The sequence below is a fragment of the Candidatus Bostrichicola ureolyticus genome, assembly GCA_029851125.1.
Lineage (GTDB): Bacteria > Bacteroidota > Bacteroidia > Flavobacteriales > Blattabacteriaceae > Bostrichidicola > Bostrichidicola ureolyticus.
Genome location: CP100319.1, coordinates 221,704 through 243,240 on the forward strand (window position 1 = coordinate 221,704; position 21,537 = coordinate 243,240).

14 protein-coding genes, 3 tRNA genes and 1 pseudogene are annotated in these 21,537 nt (G+C 22.9%); 14 read left to right on the forward strand and 4 right to left on the reverse strand.

The genetic code is table 11. The annotated features are described in order from the left end of the window. Positions 1–4 precede the first annotated feature (4 nt). From leuS to alaS, 3 genes are all read left to right on the forward strand, one after another. Positions 5–2,800, forward strand: coding sequence for a leucine--tRNA ligase (gene leuS / locus NHG04_01165; GenBank protein WGH27266.1), 2,796 nt, complete (start codon positions 5–7; stop codon positions 2,798–2,800). A 64-nt stretch (positions 2,801–2,864) separates the two neighbouring features. Continuing rightward, positions 2,865–4,268 (forward strand): Glu/Leu/Phe/Val dehydrogenase, encoded by a 1,404-nt coding sequence (locus NHG04_01170; protein WGH27267.1) that lies wholly within the window; start codon positions 2,865–2,867, stop codon positions 4,266–4,268. 124 nt (positions 4,269–4,392) lie between these two features. Beyond that, a complete protein-coding gene (gene alaS, locus NHG04_01175) occupies positions 4,393–6,906 on the forward strand; it encodes an alanine--tRNA ligase (protein WGH27268.1) in 2,514 nt (837 codons plus the stop codon). On the opposite strand, the pseudogene NHG04_01180 reads toward alaS, so the two are convergent. Then, a pseudogene (locus tag NHG04_01180) lies at positions 6,893–7,996 on the reverse strand (FtsK/SpoIIIE domain-containing protein). The gene alaS and the pseudogene NHG04_01180 sit on opposite strands and share 14 nt — an antisense overlap. A 507-nt stretch (positions 7,997–8,503) precedes the next feature. Between NHG04_01180 and aspS the strand changes: the two are divergent. The 5 genes from aspS to NHG04_01205 all read left to right on the forward strand — a co-directional run bounded on the left by aspS (position 8,504) and on the right by NHG04_01205 (position 13,425). After that, positions 8,504–10,237 carry an aspartate--tRNA ligase gene (gene aspS / locus NHG04_01185; protein ID WGH27269.1) on the forward strand — a complete coding sequence of 578 codons (1,734 nt, stop codon included), beginning with the start codon at positions 8,504–8,506 and terminating at the stop codon, positions 10,235–10,237. Then, positions 10,224–11,528: a UDP-N-acetylglucosamine 1-carboxyvinyltransferase gene (gene murA, locus NHG04_01190; GenBank protein WGH27270.1), complete on the forward strand. Its 1,305-nt coding sequence runs from the start codon at positions 10,224–10,226 to the stop codon at positions 11,526–11,528. Before aspS ends, murA begins: the two co-directional genes overlap by 14 nt. Before the next feature lie 2 nt (positions 11,529–11,530). Then, the gene (locus NHG04_01195; GenBank protein ID WGH27271.1) at positions 11,531–12,724 is read left to right on the forward strand and encodes a bifunctional folylpolyglutamate synthase/dihydrofolate synthase; all 1,194 of its coding nucleotides are present in this window, start codon (positions 11,531–11,533) and stop codon (positions 12,722–12,724) included. A gap of 34 nt (positions 12,725–12,758) precedes the next feature. After that, positions 12,759–12,833: transfer RNA gene (locus tag NHG04_01200), tRNA-Val, on the forward strand. Between the two features lie 25 nt (positions 12,834–12,858). After that, the gene (locus NHG04_01205; protein ID WGH27272.1) at positions 12,859–13,425 is read left to right on the forward strand and encodes a 5-formyltetrahydrofolate cyclo-ligase; all 567 of its coding nucleotides are present in this window, start codon (positions 12,859–12,861) and stop codon (positions 13,423–13,425) included. Here NHG04_01205 and rseP read toward each other — a convergent pair. Together rseP and NHG04_01215 are read right to left on the reverse strand one after the other, a co-directional pair. Next, a complete protein-coding gene (gene rseP, locus NHG04_01210) occupies positions 13,418–14,689 on the reverse strand; it encodes an RIP metalloprotease RseP (protein ID WGH27273.1) in 1,272 nt (423 codons plus the stop codon). The genes NHG04_01205 and rseP overlap by 8 nt on opposite strands. Before the next feature lie 34 nt (positions 14,690–14,723). After that, the gene (locus NHG04_01215; GenBank protein WGH27545.1) at positions 14,724–15,674 is read right to left on the reverse strand and encodes a D-alanine--D-alanine ligase; all 951 of its coding nucleotides are present in this window, start codon (positions 15,672–15,674) and stop codon (positions 14,724–14,726) included. Positions 15,675–15,739: 65 nt separating this feature from the next. On the opposite strand from NHG04_01215, the gene NHG04_01220 reads away from it, so the two are divergent. The 6 genes from NHG04_01220 to trmD all read left to right on the forward strand — a co-directional run bounded on the left by NHG04_01220 (position 15,740) and on the right by trmD (position 21,393). Beyond that, entirely contained in the window at positions 15,740–16,096 is a 357-nt protein-coding gene (locus tag NHG04_01220) for a hypothetical protein (protein ID WGH27274.1), read from the forward strand. Positions 16,097–16,105: 9 nt separating this feature from the next. Next, on the forward strand, positions 16,106–17,068 hold the full coding sequence (locus NHG04_01225) for an RluA family pseudouridine synthase (GenBank protein WGH27275.1): 963 nt from the start codon (positions 16,106–16,108) through the stop codon (positions 17,066–17,068). After that, on the forward strand, positions 17,061–19,133 hold the full coding sequence (locus NHG04_01230) for a penicillin-binding protein (GenBank protein ID WGH27276.1): 2,073 nt from the start codon (positions 17,061–17,063) through the stop codon (positions 19,131–19,133). The genes NHG04_01225 and NHG04_01230 overlap by 8 nt, the downstream gene beginning before the upstream one ends. Before the next feature lie 22 nt (positions 19,134–19,155). Then, positions 19,156–19,242, forward strand: a tRNA-Leu gene (locus tag NHG04_01235). Between the two features lie 22 nt (positions 19,243–19,264). Beyond that, the gene (gene gltX, locus NHG04_01240; GenBank protein WGH27277.1) at positions 19,265–20,743 is read left to right on the forward strand and encodes a glutamate--tRNA ligase; all 1,479 of its coding nucleotides are present in this window, start codon (positions 19,265–19,267) and stop codon (positions 20,741–20,743) included. Beyond that, positions 20,734–21,393: a tRNA (guanosine(37)-N1)-methyltransferase TrmD gene (gene trmD / locus NHG04_01245; protein ID WGH27278.1), complete on the forward strand. Its 660-nt coding sequence runs from the start codon at positions 20,734–20,736 to the stop codon at positions 21,391–21,393. Before gltX ends, trmD begins: the two co-directional genes overlap by 10 nt. A gap of 16 nt (positions 21,394–21,409) precedes the next feature. Here trmD and NHG04_01250 read toward each other — a convergent pair. Further along, positions 21,410–21,482: transfer RNA gene (locus NHG04_01250), tRNA-Phe, on the reverse strand. Positions 21,483–21,537: the final 55 nt, after the last annotated feature.

Sequence of the window (21,537 nt, forward strand, 5' to 3'; positions counted from 1 at the left end):
TATTATGGAATATAATTTTAGGTATATAGAAAAATATTGGCAACAATATTGGAAAAAAAATAAAATTTTTCAAACAAAGAATATTTCTAAAAAACCTAAATTTTATATATTAGATATGTTCCCTTATCCTTCAGGATCGGGACTTCATGTTGGTCATTTATTAGGATATATAGCTTCTGATATATTGGCTAGATACAAACGTTTACAAGGTTATAATGTTCTTCATCCAATGGGATTTGATTCTTTTGGTCTTCCCACAGAACAATATTCTATTAAAACTGGAAATCATCCTAAGAAAACTACAAAAATTAATATAAAACGATATAAAAAACAATTAAATAATATTGGTTTTTCTTTTGATTGGGATAGAGAAATACGGACTAGTGATCCAAAATATTATCGTTGGACACAATATATTTTTGTACAACTTTTCAACCATTGGTATGATCAAAATACTGATAGTGCTAAACCTATAAAAAAATTAATTAAAATTTTTGAAAAAAATGGTAATTTATCTATTAAAACGAATCATAAAAAATTTTCTTCTAAAGAATGGAAAGATTTTTCTTTAACTACTAAAGAAAATATATTACAAATGTATAGGTTAGCATTTTATTCAGAATCTATAGTAAACTGGTGCCCAGAACTTGGAACTGTGCTTGCAAATGATGAAATAAGTAATGGAAAAAGTAAACGTTGTGGTAATACTGTTTATAAAAAAAAAATGATACAATGGAATCTTAGAATAACTGCTTATGCTGAACGTCTTTTAAAAGGATTAGAATATTTAGATTGGCCTACTTCTATAAAAGAAGCACAAATTAATTGGATAGGAAAATCTTATGGAGTAAATATTATATTCAAAATAATAAATCATAATTATACTATACAAATATTTACTACACGTCCAGATACAATATTTGGAGTTTCATTTATTGTATTATCTATTAATCATACTATAGTAAATAATATAACTACTATTGAACAATATGAAAAAATACAAGAATATATAAATGAATCAACAAATATAGCAAATATAGATAATATTTCTGGAGAGTTTACTGGAGCTTATGCTTTGCATCCATTTACCGAAACTAAAATTCCAATATATATTAGTAATTATATTTTGGATGTTTATGGAACTGGAGCTGTTATGGCTGTTCCTGCACATGATAAACGAGATCATAAATTGGCTAAAAAATTTGGATTAAATATATTAGAAGTAATTAAAAGCAAAAACAATATTAATGTACAAAATCAAGCTTATGAAGCTAAAGAAGGAGTTTGCATAAATTCTTATTTTCTTAATGGGTTAAATGTAAAGGCTGCTATTGAAATCATTACAAAAAAGATAGAAGAAAAAGGTATAGGTTTTTCTATGATAAATTATCATTTACGTGATGCTGTATTTTCTAGACAACGTTATTGGGGGGAACCAATTCCTATATATTTTCAAGAAGGAATACCTAAAACAATAGATAAATTACCTTTAGTACTTCCAAATATTGATTATTATTTGCCGTTAAAAAATGGAAAATCTCCACTTAATAGAGCTAAAATATGGGCTTGGGATGAAATAAAACAAAAAGTTGTTTCTAATGATCTTATAGATCAAAAACATGTATTTCCTATAGAAACTGATACTATGCCCAGTTGGGCAGGATCAAGTTGGTATTTTATACGTTATATGGATCCTTTAAATATAAAAAATATTGTAAACCCAGAAAATGAATCTTATTGGAAAAATGTAGATTTATATATAGGTGGATCTGAACATACTACTGGACATTTAATATACGCTAGATTTTTTCATAAATTTTTAAAAGACATTGGTATTGTAAAAACAGAAGAACCTTTTAAAAAACTTATAAATCAAGGACTTATATTAGGATATTCTGCTTATATATTACGTGATATTAAGAATAATATATTAATATCTTATGATTTAGTTAAAAAAAAACATTTACCATATATACAATATATACCAATTGATATAAATTTGTTAAAAACAAATAATGAATTAGATGTAAAAAAATTGAGAGAATGGCACCCTGAATTTTTTAAAGCCAATTTATATATGAAAAACAGATTGTTTTTATGTAAACGTAAAATGGAAAAAATGTCAAAATCTAAATTTAATATTATTAATCCAGATATTATTTGTAATAAATATGGTGCTGATACGTTAAGATTATATGAGATGTTTTTAGGTCCTTTAAGATATTCTAAACCATGGGATATACAAGGAATTACTGGTGTCCATAATTTTTTAAAAAAATTTTGGATGTTATTTTATAATAAAGGGACATTTTATGTGGATGATAAAAAATCGCCTTCTACTGAAGAATTAAAAATATTACATAAGACAATTAAAAAAATTATAGAAAATATGCAATATTTATCTTTTAATACTTCAGTTAGTACTTTTATGATTTCCGTAAATAATTTGATAAAATTAAAGTGTAATAAACGTGTTATATTAGAACCATTAGTAATTTTGCTTTCTCCTTTTGCACCCCATATTACTGAAGAATTATGGTGTCAATTAGGTTATAAATATTCAGTTAGCTTTGCTAAACTTCCAAAGTTTTGTTCAGAATATTTATCAGAAAAAAATATTACATATCCTATAATGTTTAATGGAAAATTAAAATTCAAAATGGATTTTGAAATAAATGTTACAACTGATAATATTAAAAATATTATTTTAAATGATAAAAAAATAATAAATTTTTTAAATGGTAAAAAAATTAAAAATTTTATTATTATTCCAAATAAAATAATAAATATAGTTATATAAAAATTTTGGTTAACTAAAAAAAAATTTAAATTACAAAACAAATAATAAAATAAATAATAAAATTATGTCTAATAGTTTTTTTAAATCTGTAGAAAAAAATTTTGAAAAAGCTTCTCTATTTTATAAAGAATATGATAAAGGTTTATTAGAACAGATTAAAGTTTGTAATGCAGTATACCGAATATTTTTTCCTATAAAATTAGGTGATGAAATAAAAGTTATAGAGGCTTATAGAGTTCAACATTCTCAACATAAATTACCCTGTAAAGGGGGAATACGTTTTAGTACAGATGTTAACCAAGATGAAGTTATAGCTTTAGCCGCACTTATGACTTATAAATGTGCAATAGTAAATGTACCATTTGGAGGAGCTAAAGGTGGTATAAAAATAGATCCTAAAATACAATCTGAATTTAAAGAAAAATTAATTAGAAGATATACATATGAATTAATAAAAAAAAATTTTATAGGTTCCGGTATTGATGTTCCTGCCCCAGATTATGGTACTGGAGAACAAGAAATGAGTTGGATATTAGATACTTATATTTCATTAAATCCAGGTGATGTTAATGCTTTAGCTTGTGTAACTGGAAAACCAATTTCACAAGGAGGTGTGCGTGGACGTAAAGAAGCTACTGGTTTAGGTGTTTTTTATGGTATAAAAGAACTTTGTAATCTTAAAGAAGAAATGAATAATCTAGGTTTAGATGTTGGATTAGAAGGAAAACGTGTAATAATACAAGGATTAGGTAATGTAGGTTATCATTCTGCTAAATTTTTATATGAATCTGGTGCTATCATAATAGCATTGGCAGAACGTGAAGGTGCAATATATAATCCTAAAGGATTTAACATAGAAGAAGTAATGATTTATTTAAAAGAAAATAAATCTATTTTAAATTTTCCTGGAGCTAAAAATATTAAAAATACTTTAGAAGCATTAGAAATTGAATGCGATATTTTAATTCCCGCTGCATTAGAAAATGTTATTAATAGTGAAAATGCACACCGTATAAAAGCCAAAATTATAGGAGAAGCTGCTAATGGACCAGTAACTACAGAAGCAGATGAAATTCTTAATAAAAAAGGTATACTTATTATACCAGATATATATCTTAATGCAGGAGGAGTTACAGTTTCTTATTTTGAATGGTTAAAAAACATTAGTCATGTACGACATGGTCGTATTGAAAGACGTTTTAATGAAAATAAAAATTTAAAGATTTTACAATCAATAGAAAAAATTAGTGGAAAAAAAATATCTGAATATGAAAGAAATATTATTTTACATAGTCCATATGAAATTGATTTAGTATATAGTGGATTAGAAGATACAATGATAAATTCTTTTCATGAATTGCTAAACATAAAAAAACAGAAAAATATAGAAAATTTGCGTATAGCTGCTTTTACATTAGCTATTCAAAAAATATATAATTCATATCAAATATTAGGAATATTTCCATAAAACTCATTTTTATAAAAAAACTTATGAAATCTAAATATATACGGAAAGCATTTATAGATTTTTTTAAAAAAAAAATCATAAAATAGTTGAGTCATCATCTATTATAATTAAAGATGACCCTACATTGTTATTTACTAATGCAGGAATGAATCAATTCAAAGATTATTTTTTAGATAATAAAAAAATAGAATATCCACGTATTGCAAATACTCAAAAATGTTTACGTATTACTGGAAAACACAATGACTTAAATAATGTTGGATATGATAATTATCACCATACTATGTTTGAAATGCTTGGTAATTGGTCTTTTGGTGATTATTTTAAAGAAGAAGCTATTTATTGGGCTTTTGAGCTATTGACAGAGATTTATAACATTTCAAAAGAAGATATTTATGTAACAATTTTTAGTGGTGATGTGCAAGATAAATTACCTTTTGATAAAGATACATATAAATTTTGGAAAAACATTATTAATGATAATCGCATACTTTTATTTGATAAAAAATATAATTTTTGGGAAATGGGTTTAACTGGACCATGTGGTCCTTGTTCAGAAATTCATATTGATTTGCGAAGTAATAAAGAAAAAGTTAAAGTTCCTGGTTATAAATTAATAAATCAAGGAAATCCTGAAGTTATTGAAATATGGAATATTGTTTTTATAGAATTTTGTCGTAAAAAAGATGGTAATTTAGAAAAATTACCAAAAAAGCATGTTGATACTGGTCTAGGATTTGAAAGATTATGTAGAATTATTCAAAGAAAATCATCTAATTATGATACTGATATATTTATGCCTTTAATTAAAGATATTGAAAGATATACTGGCCAAATATATGGACTAGAAACAAATGAAGATATTGCAATACGTATTATTGCTGATCATATTCGTGCAATTGCTTTTGCTATATCAGATGGTAAACGTCCTTCTAATACTGGTGCAGGATATGTAATACGTCGTATTTTACGACGTGCTATGAGTTATGCTTATAATTTTCTTGAACAAAAAAATCCTTTCCTTTATAAATTAGTTGATACATTAGCTATTAATACAAATGAAGTATTCCCTGAAATTAACAATAATAAATTATTGATTAAACAAGTAATTAAAGAAGAAGAAAATTCTTTTATTAAAATTATAGATAATGGTTTAATACGTATTAAACAAATTATAAAGGAATTTAAAAATAAAAATACTATTGATGGAGCTAAAATATTTGAGCTTTACGATACTTATGGATTCCCATATGATTTTTCTTATACTATAGCAAAAAAAAATAATTTAACTATTGATAAAAGTGGTTTTGAAAAAAAAATGTTTGAACAAAAACAACGTTCAAGAAAAAATAGGATAATACAATATCATGATTGGATCATTAATAAAAATGATTATTCTTATTTTGTAGGTTACGATAAATTAGAAACATACGCTAATATTATTAAATATAGATTAGTAGAAACATATAAAGATAAATATTATCAAATTGTTTTAGATAATACTCCTTTTTATCCTGAAAGTGGTGGTCAAGTTGGAGACATTGGTTTTATTATAAATGATGATGAAAAAATTTCTATTTTAAATACAAAAAAAGAAAATGATCTTATATTACATATAGTATCAAAAATTCCTAATAATCCTAATAAGAATTTTAAAGCAATAGTAGACATTGATAGAAGAAAAAAAATTGAAAAAAATCATACTGCAACACATTTATTACATTATGTATTAAGAAAAATTTTAGGAAATCATGTTGAACAAAGAGGATCTTACGTAGGACCAGATAAGATAAGATTTGATTTTTCTAATTCATATAAATTAAATGATAATATAATAGAGATTATTGAATCTAATGTAGATGAAATAATTAATAAAGGATTTTCTTTAGAAGAAAAGAGAAATATATCATTAAAACAAGCTTTAAAAGATGGAGCTATAGCACTTTTTGGAAATAAATATGGTAATATTGTACGTACAATTAGATTTGGTAATTCAATAGAATTATGTATTGGCACCCACGTACATAATACAAAAGATATTCAAATATTTAAAATAATTTCCGAATCATCTGTAGCTTTAGGTATACGGCGTATTGAAGCCATTACATCAATAAATGCTATAAAATATCTAAAAGACATTTATAAAAAATATAATATTATTATCAATAATTTAAAAAATCCAATTGATCCAATAAAAGCTATTAATAATATTAAAAATAATAATAAAATACTAAAATTTAAGCTTAAAAATATTGAAAAAAAACAACTTAATATTTTAAAAAACGAATGGATATCTAGAGCAGAAAAAACTACATCACATACTATTATTTTGGAAAAAACTGATTTAGATTTTAATTTAATTAAAACTATTACATTAGAATTACGTAAAGATATATTTAATTTATGCATTATTATTTTTAATATTTTTAAAAATGAAATAATACTTTGTACAGCACTTTCAGACAATATTATTAAAAATGGAATTGATGCTAGATTGATTATTAATTTATTTGATAATTATATTTTGGGAAAATGTGTAGGACATAACTTTTTTGCTATGATTAAAGGTCAACTTTTAAAATCAATAAATATTGATTTAATTCGTAATAAAATTCAGAAATATTTTAATCAGGCATAGGAAGTTGAAAATTATCGTTTTTCATAATTTTATTAGTTTTTTTATAATTATTTATAATAGTTTCAATATCATGTGTATCTATAAAAGGACATTGTAAACGTATTATTTCACTTCCATTATAAAATAACATATCACCTTTACCCATTAGTTTATCAGCACCTATAGTATCTAATATAGTTATTGAATCAACTTTAGATGCTACTTTAAAAGCAATACGTGCTGGAAAATTAGCTTTTATAATACCTGTTATTATATTAACTGATGGACGTTGCGTGGCTATTATTAGATGAATTCCTACAGCACGAGATAATCTAGATAAACGTAGAATATAAATTTCTATTTCTTTAATTATTAAATCTGCAAATTCATCAATAATCAATACAATATAAGGCAAAATTTTATATTTTTTATTATATTCTTGAATATTTCTAACCATCTTTTTTTTAAGAATATTATATCTTCTATCCATTTCTTTACACAAAGCATTTAACACATCTTTTGCTCGATTTGCATCAGTTATTATATATTCATCATCGTTAGGTATTTTAGCTAAAAAAAAATCAATTTTTTTATATTGATATAATTCTACTTTTTTAGGGTCTATCATAACAAATTTTAATTCATAATGTTTCTTTTTACATAATAATGATATTATTATAGCATTTAATCCTACAGATTTTCCTTGTCCAGTAGCCCCTGCTATAAGTAAATGAGGCATCTTAGTAAGATCTACTATAAATGGTTTATTATATATATTTATACCTATAATTATAGGTAATTCCATTATTGCTTTTTTAAAAATTTGTGACAAAATAACATGTTTAATATAAACTGGAATAGGATTTTTATTAGGAATTTCTATCCCAATTGTTCCTTTTCCAGGGAGAGGAGCTATAATACGGACGTGTATTGCAGACAAATTAAGAGCAATTTCATTTTCAAGATTTTTTATTTTTGCAATACGTACTCCTACTTCTGGAACTATTTCATATAATGTTATTTGATGTCCTATTGTAGCTTTTATATTTTTAATTTCTATTTTATAATTTTTAAAAATTTCAACAATTTTGTACTTATTATATTCTACTTTTTTATTAAATTCTTTTTTGTTAAATTCTTCTCTACAAGTTTTGTTTTTTAAATCATAAAGTTTTTTTAGAGTTCTTAACTTAAAAGGAGTAATTTTAAATAAAAAAATTATATATAAAAAAAATAATATACTTATAGTACCACTATATAAAATAACAATAGGAATCAAAAGTATTAAAATATATTTAATATAATTAATACAAAATAAAATTATTAATCCAATTAATAATAATGGCAATAAAAAAGAACCATTATAAATAAATTTATCTACAATTAGAGCACCAATTTTTACTAAAAAATTTTTAGTTTTTTCTAATTCATAAAATGAATTATAATTTTGATATTTATTAAAATGAATCAAAAAAGAAAATAAACTTATGTATAATGCTATACATAAAGTTATTAAAACTAATCCTAATCCTATTACAGTATATAATATTTTTTTTAAAAAATTCATATTTTTTTATCTTTATCAAAGATAAAAAACTTATTTTGTTATATTATTTAAATGTATAAAAAACACTATTGCGGTACGTTACGCATAACAGATATTGGAAAATATGTTTTATTAGTAGGATGGATTCATAAAAATAGAAATTTAGGCTCTATTAGTTTTATTGATTTAAGAGATTATTCAGGTATAATTCAATTAACCTTTTATAAAGATAATCCATTAAAAAAAAGGATAATTAAATTAGGTAGAGAATTTATTATTCAAATAAAAGGAAAAGTTGTAGAAAGAAAATTCAAAAATTTAGATAATCCTACTGGTGAAATAGAAGTATTAGTATCAGAAGTAAAAATACTTAATAAATCACGTGTACCTCCATTTCTTATAGAAGATAAAACTGATGGTAATGATGAGTTACGTATGAGGTATCGTTATCTTGATATACGTAGAAATATAATAAAAAATAAACTTATTTTGCGTCATGAAATTACATTAATAATACGAAAATTTTTTTCTAATAAAGGATTTATAGAAATTGAAACTCCAATGTTGATTAAATCAACTTCAGAAGGAGCACGTGATTTTGTTGTGCCATCACGTATAAATATAGGAAAATTTTATTCTTTACCTCAATCACCTCAAATTTTTAAGCAATTATTAATGATAGGTGGCATAGATAAATATTTTCAAATTGTTAAATGTTTTCGTGATGAAGATTTACGTTCCTACAGACAACCTGAATTTACACAAATAGATTGTGAAATGTCTTTTATTGAAGAAAATAATATTCAAAATATAATTGAAGAACTTATTTGTTATATAATAAATAATAAATGTGGATTAAATATATCACAACCATTTTTAAAACTTTCTTATGTTAACGCAATTAAAATGTATGGTTCTGATAAACCTGATCTACGTTTTGATATTAGATATTGTGAATTAAATGATTTAAAAAAATCAGTAATTTCAAATTTTCTAAAACCAGGATATGAAATTGTTAGTATTATAATTCCTAAATATGCTATATACCAAGAAATTGATAAACTGATTAAATATCTTGAAAAAGAAGATATTAATTTTGTTATATGGATAAAATATTTATATGATGGTACATTTCAATATCCATTAGACATATTTGATAATATCAATTTAAAAAATTGGGCTAAGCGTATTGATGCTAATCCAGGAGATTTGTTAATTATAATAGCAGTAAAATATAAAAAAATTATAATGGAAAAATTACGACTAAAAATAGCAAATTTTTTAAAATTGAAATTTAAAAAATTTGCTCCATTATGGATAGTAGATTTTCCATTATTTGAATGGGATGAAAAAAGAAAAAGATTTTATTTTTTACATCATCCTTTTACTAGTCCTAAAGATAAAGATATAAAATTTTTAAAAAATGCCCCTCAAAAAGTTTTTGCTAAATCATATGATTTAGTAATAAATGGAGTAGAAATAGGTGGAGGTTCTATACGCATTCATAAAAGAAAATTACAAGAAACTGTTTTAAAATGTATAGGACTTTCAAAAGATGAAATATATACACAATTTGGATTTTTATTAGAAGCTCTTGAATATGGAGCTCCACCACACGGTGGAATTGCTATAGGACTAGAGAGACTTATGTCTACTATTACTGGTAATGACAATATTAAAGATTTTATTGCTTTTCCTAAAAATAATGCAGGACGTGATACTATGATAAATGCACCATCAGTATTAAGTTTAGAAAAATTAAAAGAACTTAATTTAAAAATTAACAAACAAATTGGAAAAATTTAAAATAATAGGAGGTAGATCTTTAAAGGGAGAAGTTATTCCTCAAGGTTCTAAAAATGAAGCTTTACAAGTGCTATGTGCTGTACTTTTAACTTCAGATAAAATAAGTATTAAAAATATACCTAATATAAGAGATATTAAATGTTTAATTTCAATTTTAAAATATTTAGGAGTAGAGATTATATCTAATAATAAAAATCATTATACTTTTCAAGCAAAAAATATAAATTTTGATTTTTTTAATACAAAAATTTTTTTAAAAAAAAGTTCTAAGATACGCGGATCTATTATGATTGCAGGACCTATATTGGGTAGATTTGGCAAAGCTATTATGCCTATTCCTGGAGGAGATAAAATTGGTATCAGACATATAGATACTCACATAAAGGGATTTATTGATTTAGGAGTTAATATAACTTATAAGAATAAAGTTTATGTTCTTAATACTAATAATTTAGTAGGTAAATATTTAATTTTGGAGGAACAATCTATTACTGCCACAGCTAATATACTTATGGCCTCTGTTTTAGCTAAGGGAAAAACCACTATTTTTAATGCTGCTTGTGAACCATATATTCAACAATTATGTAAAATGTTAATAAATATGGGAGCTATAATAAAAGGTGTTGGGTCAAATTTATTAAATATTATAGGTGTTAATCGTTTAAATGGATGTGAACATTCAATAATGCCAGATATAATTGAAATTGGTAGTTGGATAGGTTTAGCAGCTATAACTAATTCAGAAATTATAATTAAAAATATTTGTTATAAAAATTTAGGGATTATTACAAATACTTTTAAAAAATTAGGTATTAAATTAGAAGAACATAACAATTATATTTATATCCCTTCACAAGGTAATTATTCTATTAAAAAATTTATGGATGGTTCCATTTTGACGATTTATGATGCTCCATGGCCTGGACTAACACCAGATTTATTAAGCATAATATTAGTTGTCGCCACTCAAGCTAATGGCAGTATTTTAATTCATCAAAAAATGTTTGAAAGTAGATTATTTTTTGTAGATAAACTAATCGATATGGGGGCAAAAATAATTTTGTGTGATCCACATAGAGCAATAGTAATGGGTTTAGATAAAAAATATCCTTTACGTGGATCATCTCTATTAAGTGCTACCGATATAAGATCAGGTCTATCATTGTTAATAGCTGCGTTATCTGCTAAAGGGTGTAGTATAATTTCTAATATAGAACAAATTGAAAGAGGTTATGAAAATATTGATCAACGTTTACGTATATTAGGGGCGTATATTTCACGGATAAAATAATTATGAATTATATACAAATTGTTAAATGGATTTTTGATAAATTGTATAAAAATAAAAAATATAACACTGGATTACATCGTATATATAGTTTATGCCAATATTTAAAACATCCTCAACAACAATTTAAAAGCATTCATATAGGAGGAACAAATGGTAAAGGTTCAACATCTCATATGTTATCATCTATTTTACAAGAATCAGGATATAAAGTAGGTTTATTGACTTCTCCACATTTAAAAGATTTACGTGAACGTATTCGTTATAACGGCAATATGATTGAAAAAGAATTTATAATATCATTTATTAATAAATATAAAAATATTCTAGAATATTTTTCATTTTTTGAAATAATGACTGTATTAGGATTTTACTATTTCAAAGAAAAAAAAGTTGATATAGCTATTATTGAAGTAGGAATGGGAGGAAGATTAGATTCTACTAATATTATTTCACCAATTATTTCTATTGTTACTAATATTAGTTTTGATCATATAAAATCTTTAGGTTCTAATTTAGATAAAATAGCTTATGAAAAAGCTGGTATTATAAAACCATATACACCCATTATAATTGGTGAATATTCAAAGAAAACTAAATTTATATTTCAAGAAATAGCAAAAAATAAAAATGCTCCTATTTCATTTGTAAATAGTAATAATTATGAAATTTATAATACTGATTTGAAAGGTAATTATCAAATTTTGAATCAAAAAACAGTTTTAAAAACAATAGAAATTTTATCTACTTTAGGTATAAAAGTATCAAAAAATGATTTAAAAAATGGATTGAAAAACGTAATTAATAACACCCATATACAAGGTAGATGGCAAATATTAGGAAATAGTCCTAAAATAATTTGTGATGTAGGACATAATGAAAGTGGAATAAAAATATTAGTTAGGCAGTTAAAACAAGAAAAATATAAAAATTTACATTTAGTTTTAGGATTTGTTAAAGAAAAAGATATACAAAAGATTTTATCATGTTTTCCTAAAAAAGCTTTATATTATTTTTGTCAACCTAATATATATAGGAAGTTTCCTATCCAAGAAATAAAAGAATTAACAAAATCTTATAAAGATACACAATATTTTGATACTGTAATAGAAGCATTTGATATGGCCAAGATAAGATCTAAAAATGAAGATTTAATTTTTATAGGAGGAAGTACCTTTGTTGTATCAGAAATTTTCTGATAAATATCAAATATTTACATATATTTATTTATTTAGGCGATTAGCTCAGTTGGTTTAGAGCATCTGTTTTACAAGCAGAATGTCACTGGTTCGAATCCAGTATCGCCTACTAACAACACATTCAACATTGTATATTGTATTATAAAAAAGAAATTCGTAAAATTTATTTACAACGTAGAAAAGAAATATCTAAAAAAGAGTTATTACTACTTAGTAGTAAAATATATAATAATATACAAAATATTAATATTTGGAATAAAAAATATTATCATATTTATTTACCCATAAAATATGAAATAAATACATATCCCATTATTTATAAATTATTATCAATGGATAAACAAGTAGTAATTCCTAAAATTAATTTTTCAAACATGTTTATAGAAAATTATTTATTTAAAAAAAATACTTTTTTAAAAAAAAATAAATATGGTATATTAGAACCTTTAAAATCAGAACAAATAAGTTATCTATTGATAGATATAGTCTTTATTCCTTTATTAATTTTTGATAAAGAATATAATCGTGTAGGATATGGTTATGGATTTTATGATAAGTTTTTAATTAATTGTAGAGTAGACGTAATAAAAATTGGATTAAGTTTATTAGAACCTATATCTAGAATAATAGATATAAATATGGATGATATACCATTAGATATAGTAGTTACTCCTAATAAAATTTATAATAAAATTATTTAATAAAATTTTTAAAAAAATCCCATATTAAAATAATAAACATTAAAAATGTTAGAAACATAAATCCAATAGTGATAGTATTTTCTATGAACTTATCGTTAAGTTTTTTTCCAATTATCATTTCTAATAAAATAAAAAATACGTATCCACCATCAAGTGATGGAATAGGAAGTATATTTAAGAAAGCGAGCCATATTGATAATGTAGCTGTTAATAACCAAAATATTTCACCATTCCATTTTGGAGAAAAAACATTAGCAATAGAAAAAAAACTACCAACTTGTTTATAAGCTTGAGTTTTTAACTTAAACACTTGTTTGAAAAAGTTTATTTGAGTTTTTAATGAGTCCCAAGTCTTTATTATTCCAGCCGGAATACTTTCAATTAAATTATAATTGATTTTTTCCATTTGAAAATTTCCTGTAAATATAACATTTAGACTGTTTTGTGTAGTTATTAATTTTAATAAATTACCATTTCTATTAATAGATAATATTATATATTTTTTTTTAGGTAATTTAGATAATATTTCTTTTAATTGATCTAAAAAATTAACAGGTTTAGAATTAATAGCTATAATTTTATCACCTATTTTTAATCTTTTATCTGCATTAGATAAAATTTGTCCAATTATAGTAGGTATACGGGGTTTTATAAACAAATCTATTTTTTTTAAGTTTGAAAAAAAAATTCTTTTTTGATTATCTGTTATAGGTAAAGTAATAATATTACCCATTCTATTTATAATAATTGAATTACCTAAAATAATAGATTTAGGTAAATCGGTAAATTTTTTAATTTTTTTTCCATCTACATATAATATATAATCTCCATTTTTTAAACCTAAATTTCGTCCTATACTATTTACAACAATACCATATTTCATATTTTTAACAGGTAGATATATTTCTTTATAATTGAATATCATTAATGAAAAAATTATTATAGATAATAATATATTGGCTATTACTCCTCCTAACATAATTAATAATTTTTTCCAAGATGATTTGGAATAAAAATCATTTTTTGTATTATTTGATTGAGTAATTAGTCCAGAAATCTTAATATATCCTCCTAAAGGTAACCAACCTATACCATATACTGTATCTTTAATTTTTTTTTTAAATAATGCAAAACCAGGATCAAAAAATAAAAAAAATTTTTCTACGCGTGTTCCTAATAATTTAGCAGGAATAAAATGACCTAGTTCATGTATTATTATTATAATCGAAATACTTAATATTAATTGTATTAATTTATAAATCATGTTTATTAAAATTTTATAAATATATTCATTTTTTTTACCTATGTAAAGATATATATATAGTATTACTAATAATTTCTGAAATAGATAGACCTGCTATCTTAATTTGTTTAGGAACAATGCTATCTTTAGCCATACCAGGTATAGTATTTATTTCTATGAAATAAGGTTCTCCATTAACTATTATATAATCTGATCTAGATAATCCAGACATTCTTAATAAAGAATATACTTTTTTTGCAATTTTTTTTACTTTTTGTTCAGTAGAATATGATATTCTGGAAGGAGTAATTTCTTTTGCTTTTCCTAAATATTTGGCTTCATAATCAAAAAACACATTTTCGCTTATAATTTCTGTTATAGGAAGTATTATAACTTCATTTTTGAATGTTAAAACTCCTACAGAAATTTCGATTCCATCTAAAAATGATTCTATAATAATTTCATTATCTTCATTAAATGCTTTATTTATTGCAAATAATAATTCATCTTTTTTATTTACTTTAGATATTCCTAAACTAGAACCAGATTTATTAGGTTTAATTATACATGGTAATCCAACTTTTTGTATTATTTTTTCATTTGAAAATTTTATATTGTTATATAACAAAAATGATTTTGCTGTTTTAATTCCAAATGAATTCAAGAATTTTTTACATAAATTTTTATTTATTGTTAATGCTGATTGATGAAAATTTTCACCAGTACATGGTATATTGACAATATTAAAATATGCTTGCAATTTACCATCTTCACCAGGTGTACCGTGTATAGCATTATAGACAACATCAAATCGTAAAATTTTACCATTTATGTTAGTTGTAAAATTATGTTTATTTATTTTATATTCTTTATTATTATCTATCAATACCCATTTATTTTTAAATAAATAAATTTTAAAAGGATTAAATTCTTTACGATCAATATTATCAAAAACTGTTTGTCCACTTTGCAAAGAAATACTAAATTCATTTGAATACCCTCCCATAATAATAGCAACGTTTTTTTTCAAAACTTTTAATAATTTATTTAATTAAATAAATTTAATTAATAATGATAAAAAAAATCATAAAAAATATAAAAAATATAATTTTATTATTAGGTATTAATATTTTAATATTAGTATTTATCATTTATGTATTATCAATACTATTTTTTAAATCATTAGATAATTATACTAATCATAATGTTTATATTAAGATTCCTAATTTATTAGAACTTACATTTGATGATGCTATAAAAAAATTAAAAAATATGGGCTTACGATATCATATATATGAAAATGATATATATAAGACTAATATTACTAATACTAATGATTATATAATTGTGGATTTTTTTCCTAAAAATGTAGAATATATAAAACCTGATAGAATTATCTATATTTACATTAAAAAAATTAAGAAGTAATAAGTAATAATGTATTTTGTTATTAAAGTTGATCAACAACAAGAATCTATACGAATTGATAAATTTTTATTAAAAAAATTATATAATATTACACGAAATAAGATTCAAAATTCAGCTAATAATGGAAATATTAAGGTTAATGGAATTACAGTAAAATCCAATTATCGTATAAAACCTTTTGATATTATTCATATTTTAATTGATTATGAAAAAGATAATTACCATATAATTCCTAAAAATATTCCTATAAATATTATATATGAAGATGAATATTTAATATTAGTAAATAAACCATCAGGAATGGTAGTTCATCCTAGTTATGGTCATTATAACAATACTTTAATAAATGCTTTGAAATATTATTTTCATAAAAAAAATTTCAACAAAATGATAGTAAGTAGAGATGGTTTAGTTCACCGTATAGATAAAGATACTTCAGGTTTAATAATAGTCTCTAAAAATGAATATTGTTTACAACATTTATTACAACAATTTTTTTATCATACAATTATAAGACAATATATTGCTTTAGTATGGGGAAATATATCAAACAATACAGGTACAATAACAGGACATATTGGAAGAAATTTATATAATAGGAAAAAAATGAATGTATTCCCTGATGGTAATTATGGAAAATATGCAGTTACGCATTATAAAGTTTTAAAAAGATTTAAATATGTTAATTTGGTATCTTGTTATTTAGAAACAGGAAGAACACATCAAATAAGAGTACATTTTAAATATATTGGACATCCTGTATTTAATGACCATATTTATGGTGGAAATAAAATATTAAAAAATAAAAAAGATAAAGAATTTTTAAATTTTTGTTTTAAAATACTCCCTAGACAAGCTTTACACGCTTTTTCACTAGGTTTTATACATCCATTTAATAAAAAAAAATATTATTTTAAATGTCCATTACCAAATGATATTAAGAATATAATAAAAATATTATCATATGAATAAAAAACAAATATATATATTTTGGATAGTTATAATATCATTCTTTATATATATATCAATAATAATACATCAAACGATTAAAACTATACCAAAAAATTATCTTTCTTTAGTAGAAAATTTAGTAATTGAAAAAAGTTCATCAGTTTATGATATAAATAACAAACTTTTAGGAAAGTTTACTACTAATAGTAAGAATATTAATTATAATAAATTACCTAATCATTTAATTAATGCACTTATAGCTAAAGAAGATATTCGTTTTAAAAATCATTCTGGTATTGATGGCAGATCTTTATTAAGAGTAATTTTTTTTTTAGGATTTAAAGGTGGTGGTAGTACTATATCTCAACAAGTAATAAAATTATTATATACTCGTAATCCCAATAAAAATAAATTTAAAAGAATACGTCAAAAAATTATTGAATGTTTTTTGGCAGTACAATTAGAAAAAATTTTTACTAAAGAAGAAATAATTTCTATTTATTTGAACAGATTTGATTTTCTGTTTAATTCTAAAGGAATTTATAATGCTGCTAAAACTTATTTTAATAAAAATTATTCTAATTTAAATTTAAATGAATCTGCTATATTAGTAGGTATGCTTTCAAATCCTAGAAATTTTAATCCTATTCTTAATCCTAAGAAATGTATAAAACAAAGAAATATTGTATTATTTAAAATGAAAAAATATGGATTTATAAATAATGAAATTTATAAAAAAGCTATAAATAAATCTATTAAAATTAATTTTAATTTATCACCAAAAAAAAATGAGTTTGAAACATATTATGCTGATTTCATCAAATCAGAAGTTAATAATTTTCTTAAAGAATATAAAAAAAAAACTGGTAATATATTAGATATTAATTCAAGTGGGTTAAAGATTTATACATCTATTGATTCTAATCTTCAAAAAAAATCTGAAAGTTCTGTTAAACAGAATTTAATGTATATACAAAAAAAATTTTTTTTATTAAAAAATATTAAAAAAATATACTCTTTGTTTAAAAAACATAAACAAATATTATTGAATATAATACGTAATACTAAAACTTATATTGATCTTAAAAATAATGGGCTTTCTGAAAAAGAAATAATGATTGAATTTAACAAAAAACATTATGAAAAAATATTTACATGGGAAGGAGAAAAAAAAATATTTGCCTCTAAATTAGATATATTGTTATATTACAAATCTTTATTGCAAGTTGCAATGTTATCAATTGAACCTAATACAGGATATATTAAATCTTGGATAGGAGGCAGAGATTTTAATTATTTTAAATATGATAACGTCCAAAACAGTAAACGTCAAATAGGTTCTGTTTTTAAACCTATAGTATATGCAACAGCTATTCTAAAATTAAATTATACTCCAAATACTATAATTTCAAATGATCCATTATATTTAAAATATTGGAATCCTAAAAATTATAATAATAAATATGGAGGATTTTTTACTCTAAAAGAATCTTTAGCATATTCGTTGAATACTGTTGCTGTTAGACTAATATTAAAAACTACACCACAGGAAGTAATTAATCTTGCCCATAAAATTGGTATAAAATCTTATATACCTAATAATATAACAATAGCTTTAGGATCAGCAAATTTAACACTTTACGAAATAACTTATTCTTTTAATGTATTTCAAAATCATGGTATATATATCAAACCTAGAATTTTATTAAAAATAAAAAATAGATTAGGTCAAGTAATCGCTGATGAAAAAACATTTTCTATTTCTAAAAAAGAAGTTTTGAATAAAAAAGTATCAGATATGGTATTTAAATTAATGGAAGGAGTAGCATCTTTTGGTACAGCTAAATCTTTACGTAAAAGATATGAAATAAAAAACAAAATAGCTTGTAAAACAGGAACAACTAATAAATATACTGATTTTTGGTTTGTAGGTCTAACACCAAAATTAACTACTACTATATGGGTAGGTTGGGAATATCCTTTTCTTACTCCTTTAGGAAAGTATTATTATAATATTTCTTTACGAATATGGGCTCATTTAAATTCTGAGAAAAAATTAGAGTTTAATATAAAAAATTTTAATTAAATTAATATAATTAAATCTGTTAGCCCGAGTGATGGAATAGGTAGACATGCAGGACTTAAAATCCTGTGGCCATTATTTGGCCATGCGGGTTCAATTCCCGCCTCGGGTACATAAATTCATATAAATAAAATATGAAAAATGTAAGAGTTCGGTTTGCTCCTAGTCCAACAGGACCTTTGCATTTAGGAAGTGTTCGAACAGCTTTATATAATTATCTATTTGCCAAAAAGTATAATGGTAATTTTATTTTACGTATTGAAGATACAGATCAAAATCGTATTATACCTGGTGCTGAAAAATATATTTTAAAAACTTTAAAATGGGCAGGAATAGAACCCAATGAAGGTTTTAATTATGGTGGTAATTATGGACCTTATCGTCAATCTGAACGGATAAAAATATATAATAAATATGTTAAATACTTAATAGAAAAAGGTTATGCTTATTATGCTTTTGATACATATGAAGATCTTGAAAAGATTAGAAAAAATAAACAAGGATTTTCTTATAATGCTAGCATAAGAAATAAAATGAATAATTCGTTATGTTTGACTTCAAAAGAAGTTATTAACAATTTTAATAGGGGATTACCTTATGTAATTAGATTTAAAGTTCCCTATTCAGAAAGTATAAAAATATATGATGATATACATGGAAATATTTCTTTTGAAACTGATAATATTGATGATAAAATTTTAGTAAAATCAAATGGTATAGCAACATATCATTTAGCTAATGTTATAGATGATCATCTTATGAAGATATCTAATGTTATTAGGGGAGAAGAATGGTTATCTTCATTACCTTTACATGTACTGTTATATCGTGCTTTTGACTGGGAACTTCCTAAGTTTGCTCATTTACCTTTAATATTAAATGCTAAAGGAAAAGGCAAACTTAGCAAACGTGATTTAGAAAAATCAAATTTTCCAATTTTTCCATTAAAATGGAAAGATAACAAAGGATATAATGAAATAGGTTATTTTCCAGAAGCTTTTATAAATATGCTTGCTTTATTAGGATGGAATCCAGGTGATAAACAAGAACTTTTTTCATTAAAAGAATTGATTAACAAGTTTTCAATAGAAAAAATAAATAAATCTAGTGCACGTTTTAATATAGATAAAGCTATATGGTTTAATAAACAATATTTACAATTAAAATCTGTAGAAGAAATTTCATTTTTATTTAGTAAAGAATTAAATAAACGTAAAATATATGTAAGTGATAATTATATTAAAAAAGTAATAAGTTGTATAATAGAAAGAGTTTCATTTATTAATGAAATTTGGAACCAATCATTTTATTTTTTTCAACCCCCTAAAGATTATGATATAAAAGTAAATATTAATAACATTTATCATTTAAATAAAATAAAATGTTTAATACAAACAATAGAAAAATTTTACAAAGATTATATAAAAACAATTATTATGGAATATATTAGCAATAATAATTTGATTACTAAAAATATAATTCAATTTATACGTTTAGCTTTAGTTGGAAAATTGCAAGGTATTGATATTTATTTAATAATGGAAATTATTGGTAAAATAGAAAGTATTAAACGCATAGAATCTCTTATTTTAAAATATAACTTATGCGGATAGATATTATTTCAGTAATTCCTAAATTATTTGACGGTCCGTTATCTAATTCTATTATTAAAAGAGCTATAGATAAAGGATTAGTACAAATATATATTCATGATATTCATGAATATGGTATTGGCAAATATAAACAGATTGATGACTATCCTTATGGAAAAAAAGTAGGAATGGTTATGCGGATAGAACCTATATATAAGTGTATAGAAAAACTAAAGTCAAAAATAAATTATGATGAAGTAATATTTATGGCTCCTGATGGTAAGCAATTTATACAATCAGATGCTAATCTACTTTCTTTAAAAAAAAATTTAATTATACTTTGTGGTCATTATAAAGGAGTTGATCAAAGAGTAAGAGATAATTTAATAACTAGAGAAATTTCTATAGGAAAATATGTTTTATCAGGTGGTGAATTAGCTGCAGCTGTTATAATTGATGCAATTATCCGACTAATACCAGGTGTATTAGGTAATAAATATTCTGCTTTAACAGATTCATTTCAAAATGAATCTGACTCTTTGGAACCTCCTATTTATACTCGTCCATCAATATATAAAGGATGGAAAGTCCCTGAAGTTTTATTATCAGGAGATTTAAAAAAAATAGAATGTTGGAAAAATGAACAAATTATGAAACGTAATAAATTATAATTTTGAATTATTGGTGTGGTATCTCCCGGAATCGAACCGGGGACACATGGATTTTCAGTCCATTGCTCTACCAACTGAGCTAAGATACCAAATATTTAAAAATATAAATATTAATTATAATAAAATTGTATAAATAATACTAAT

Bases quoted from the DNA above. Each gene is read 5' to 3' on its own strand.
- NHG04_01170 (WGH27267.1), top strand. From the start codon at position 2,865: ATGTCTAATAGTTTTTTTAAATCTGTAGAAAAAAATTTTGAAAAAGCT.
- NHG04_01230 (WGH27276.1), top strand. From the start codon at position 17,061: ATGAATAAAAAACAAATATATATATTTTGGATAGTTATAATATCATTC.
- leuS (WGH27266.1), top strand. From the start codon at position 5: ATGGAATATAATTTTAGGTATATAGAAAAATATTGGCAACAATATTGG.
- NHG04_01195 (WGH27271.1), top strand. From the start codon at position 11,531: ATGAATTATATACAAATTGTTAAATGGATTTTTGATAAATTGTATAAA.
- gltX (WGH27277.1), top strand. From the start codon at position 19,265: ATGAAAAATGTAAGAGTTCGGTTTGCTCCTAGTCCAACAGGACCTTTG.
- aspS (WGH27269.1), top strand. From the start codon at position 8,504: ATGTATAAAAAACACTATTGCGGTACGTTACGCATAACAGATATTGGA.
- rseP (WGH27273.1), bottom strand. From the start codon at position 14,689: ATGATTTATAAATTAATACAATTAATATTAAGTATTTCGATTATAATA.
- NHG04_01220 (WGH27274.1), top strand. From the start codon at position 15,740: ATGATAAAAAAAATCATAAAAAATATAAAAAATATAATTTTATTATTA.
- trmD (WGH27278.1), top strand. From the start codon at position 20,734: ATGCGGATAGATATTATTTCAGTAATTCCTAAATTATTTGACGGTCCG.
- NHG04_01215 (WGH27545.1), bottom strand. From the start codon at position 15,674: ATGGGAGGGTATTCAAATGAATTTAGTATTTCTTTGCAAAGTGGACAA.
- NHG04_01225 (WGH27275.1), top strand. From the start codon at position 16,106: ATGTATTTTGTTATTAAAGTTGATCAACAACAAGAATCTATACGAATT.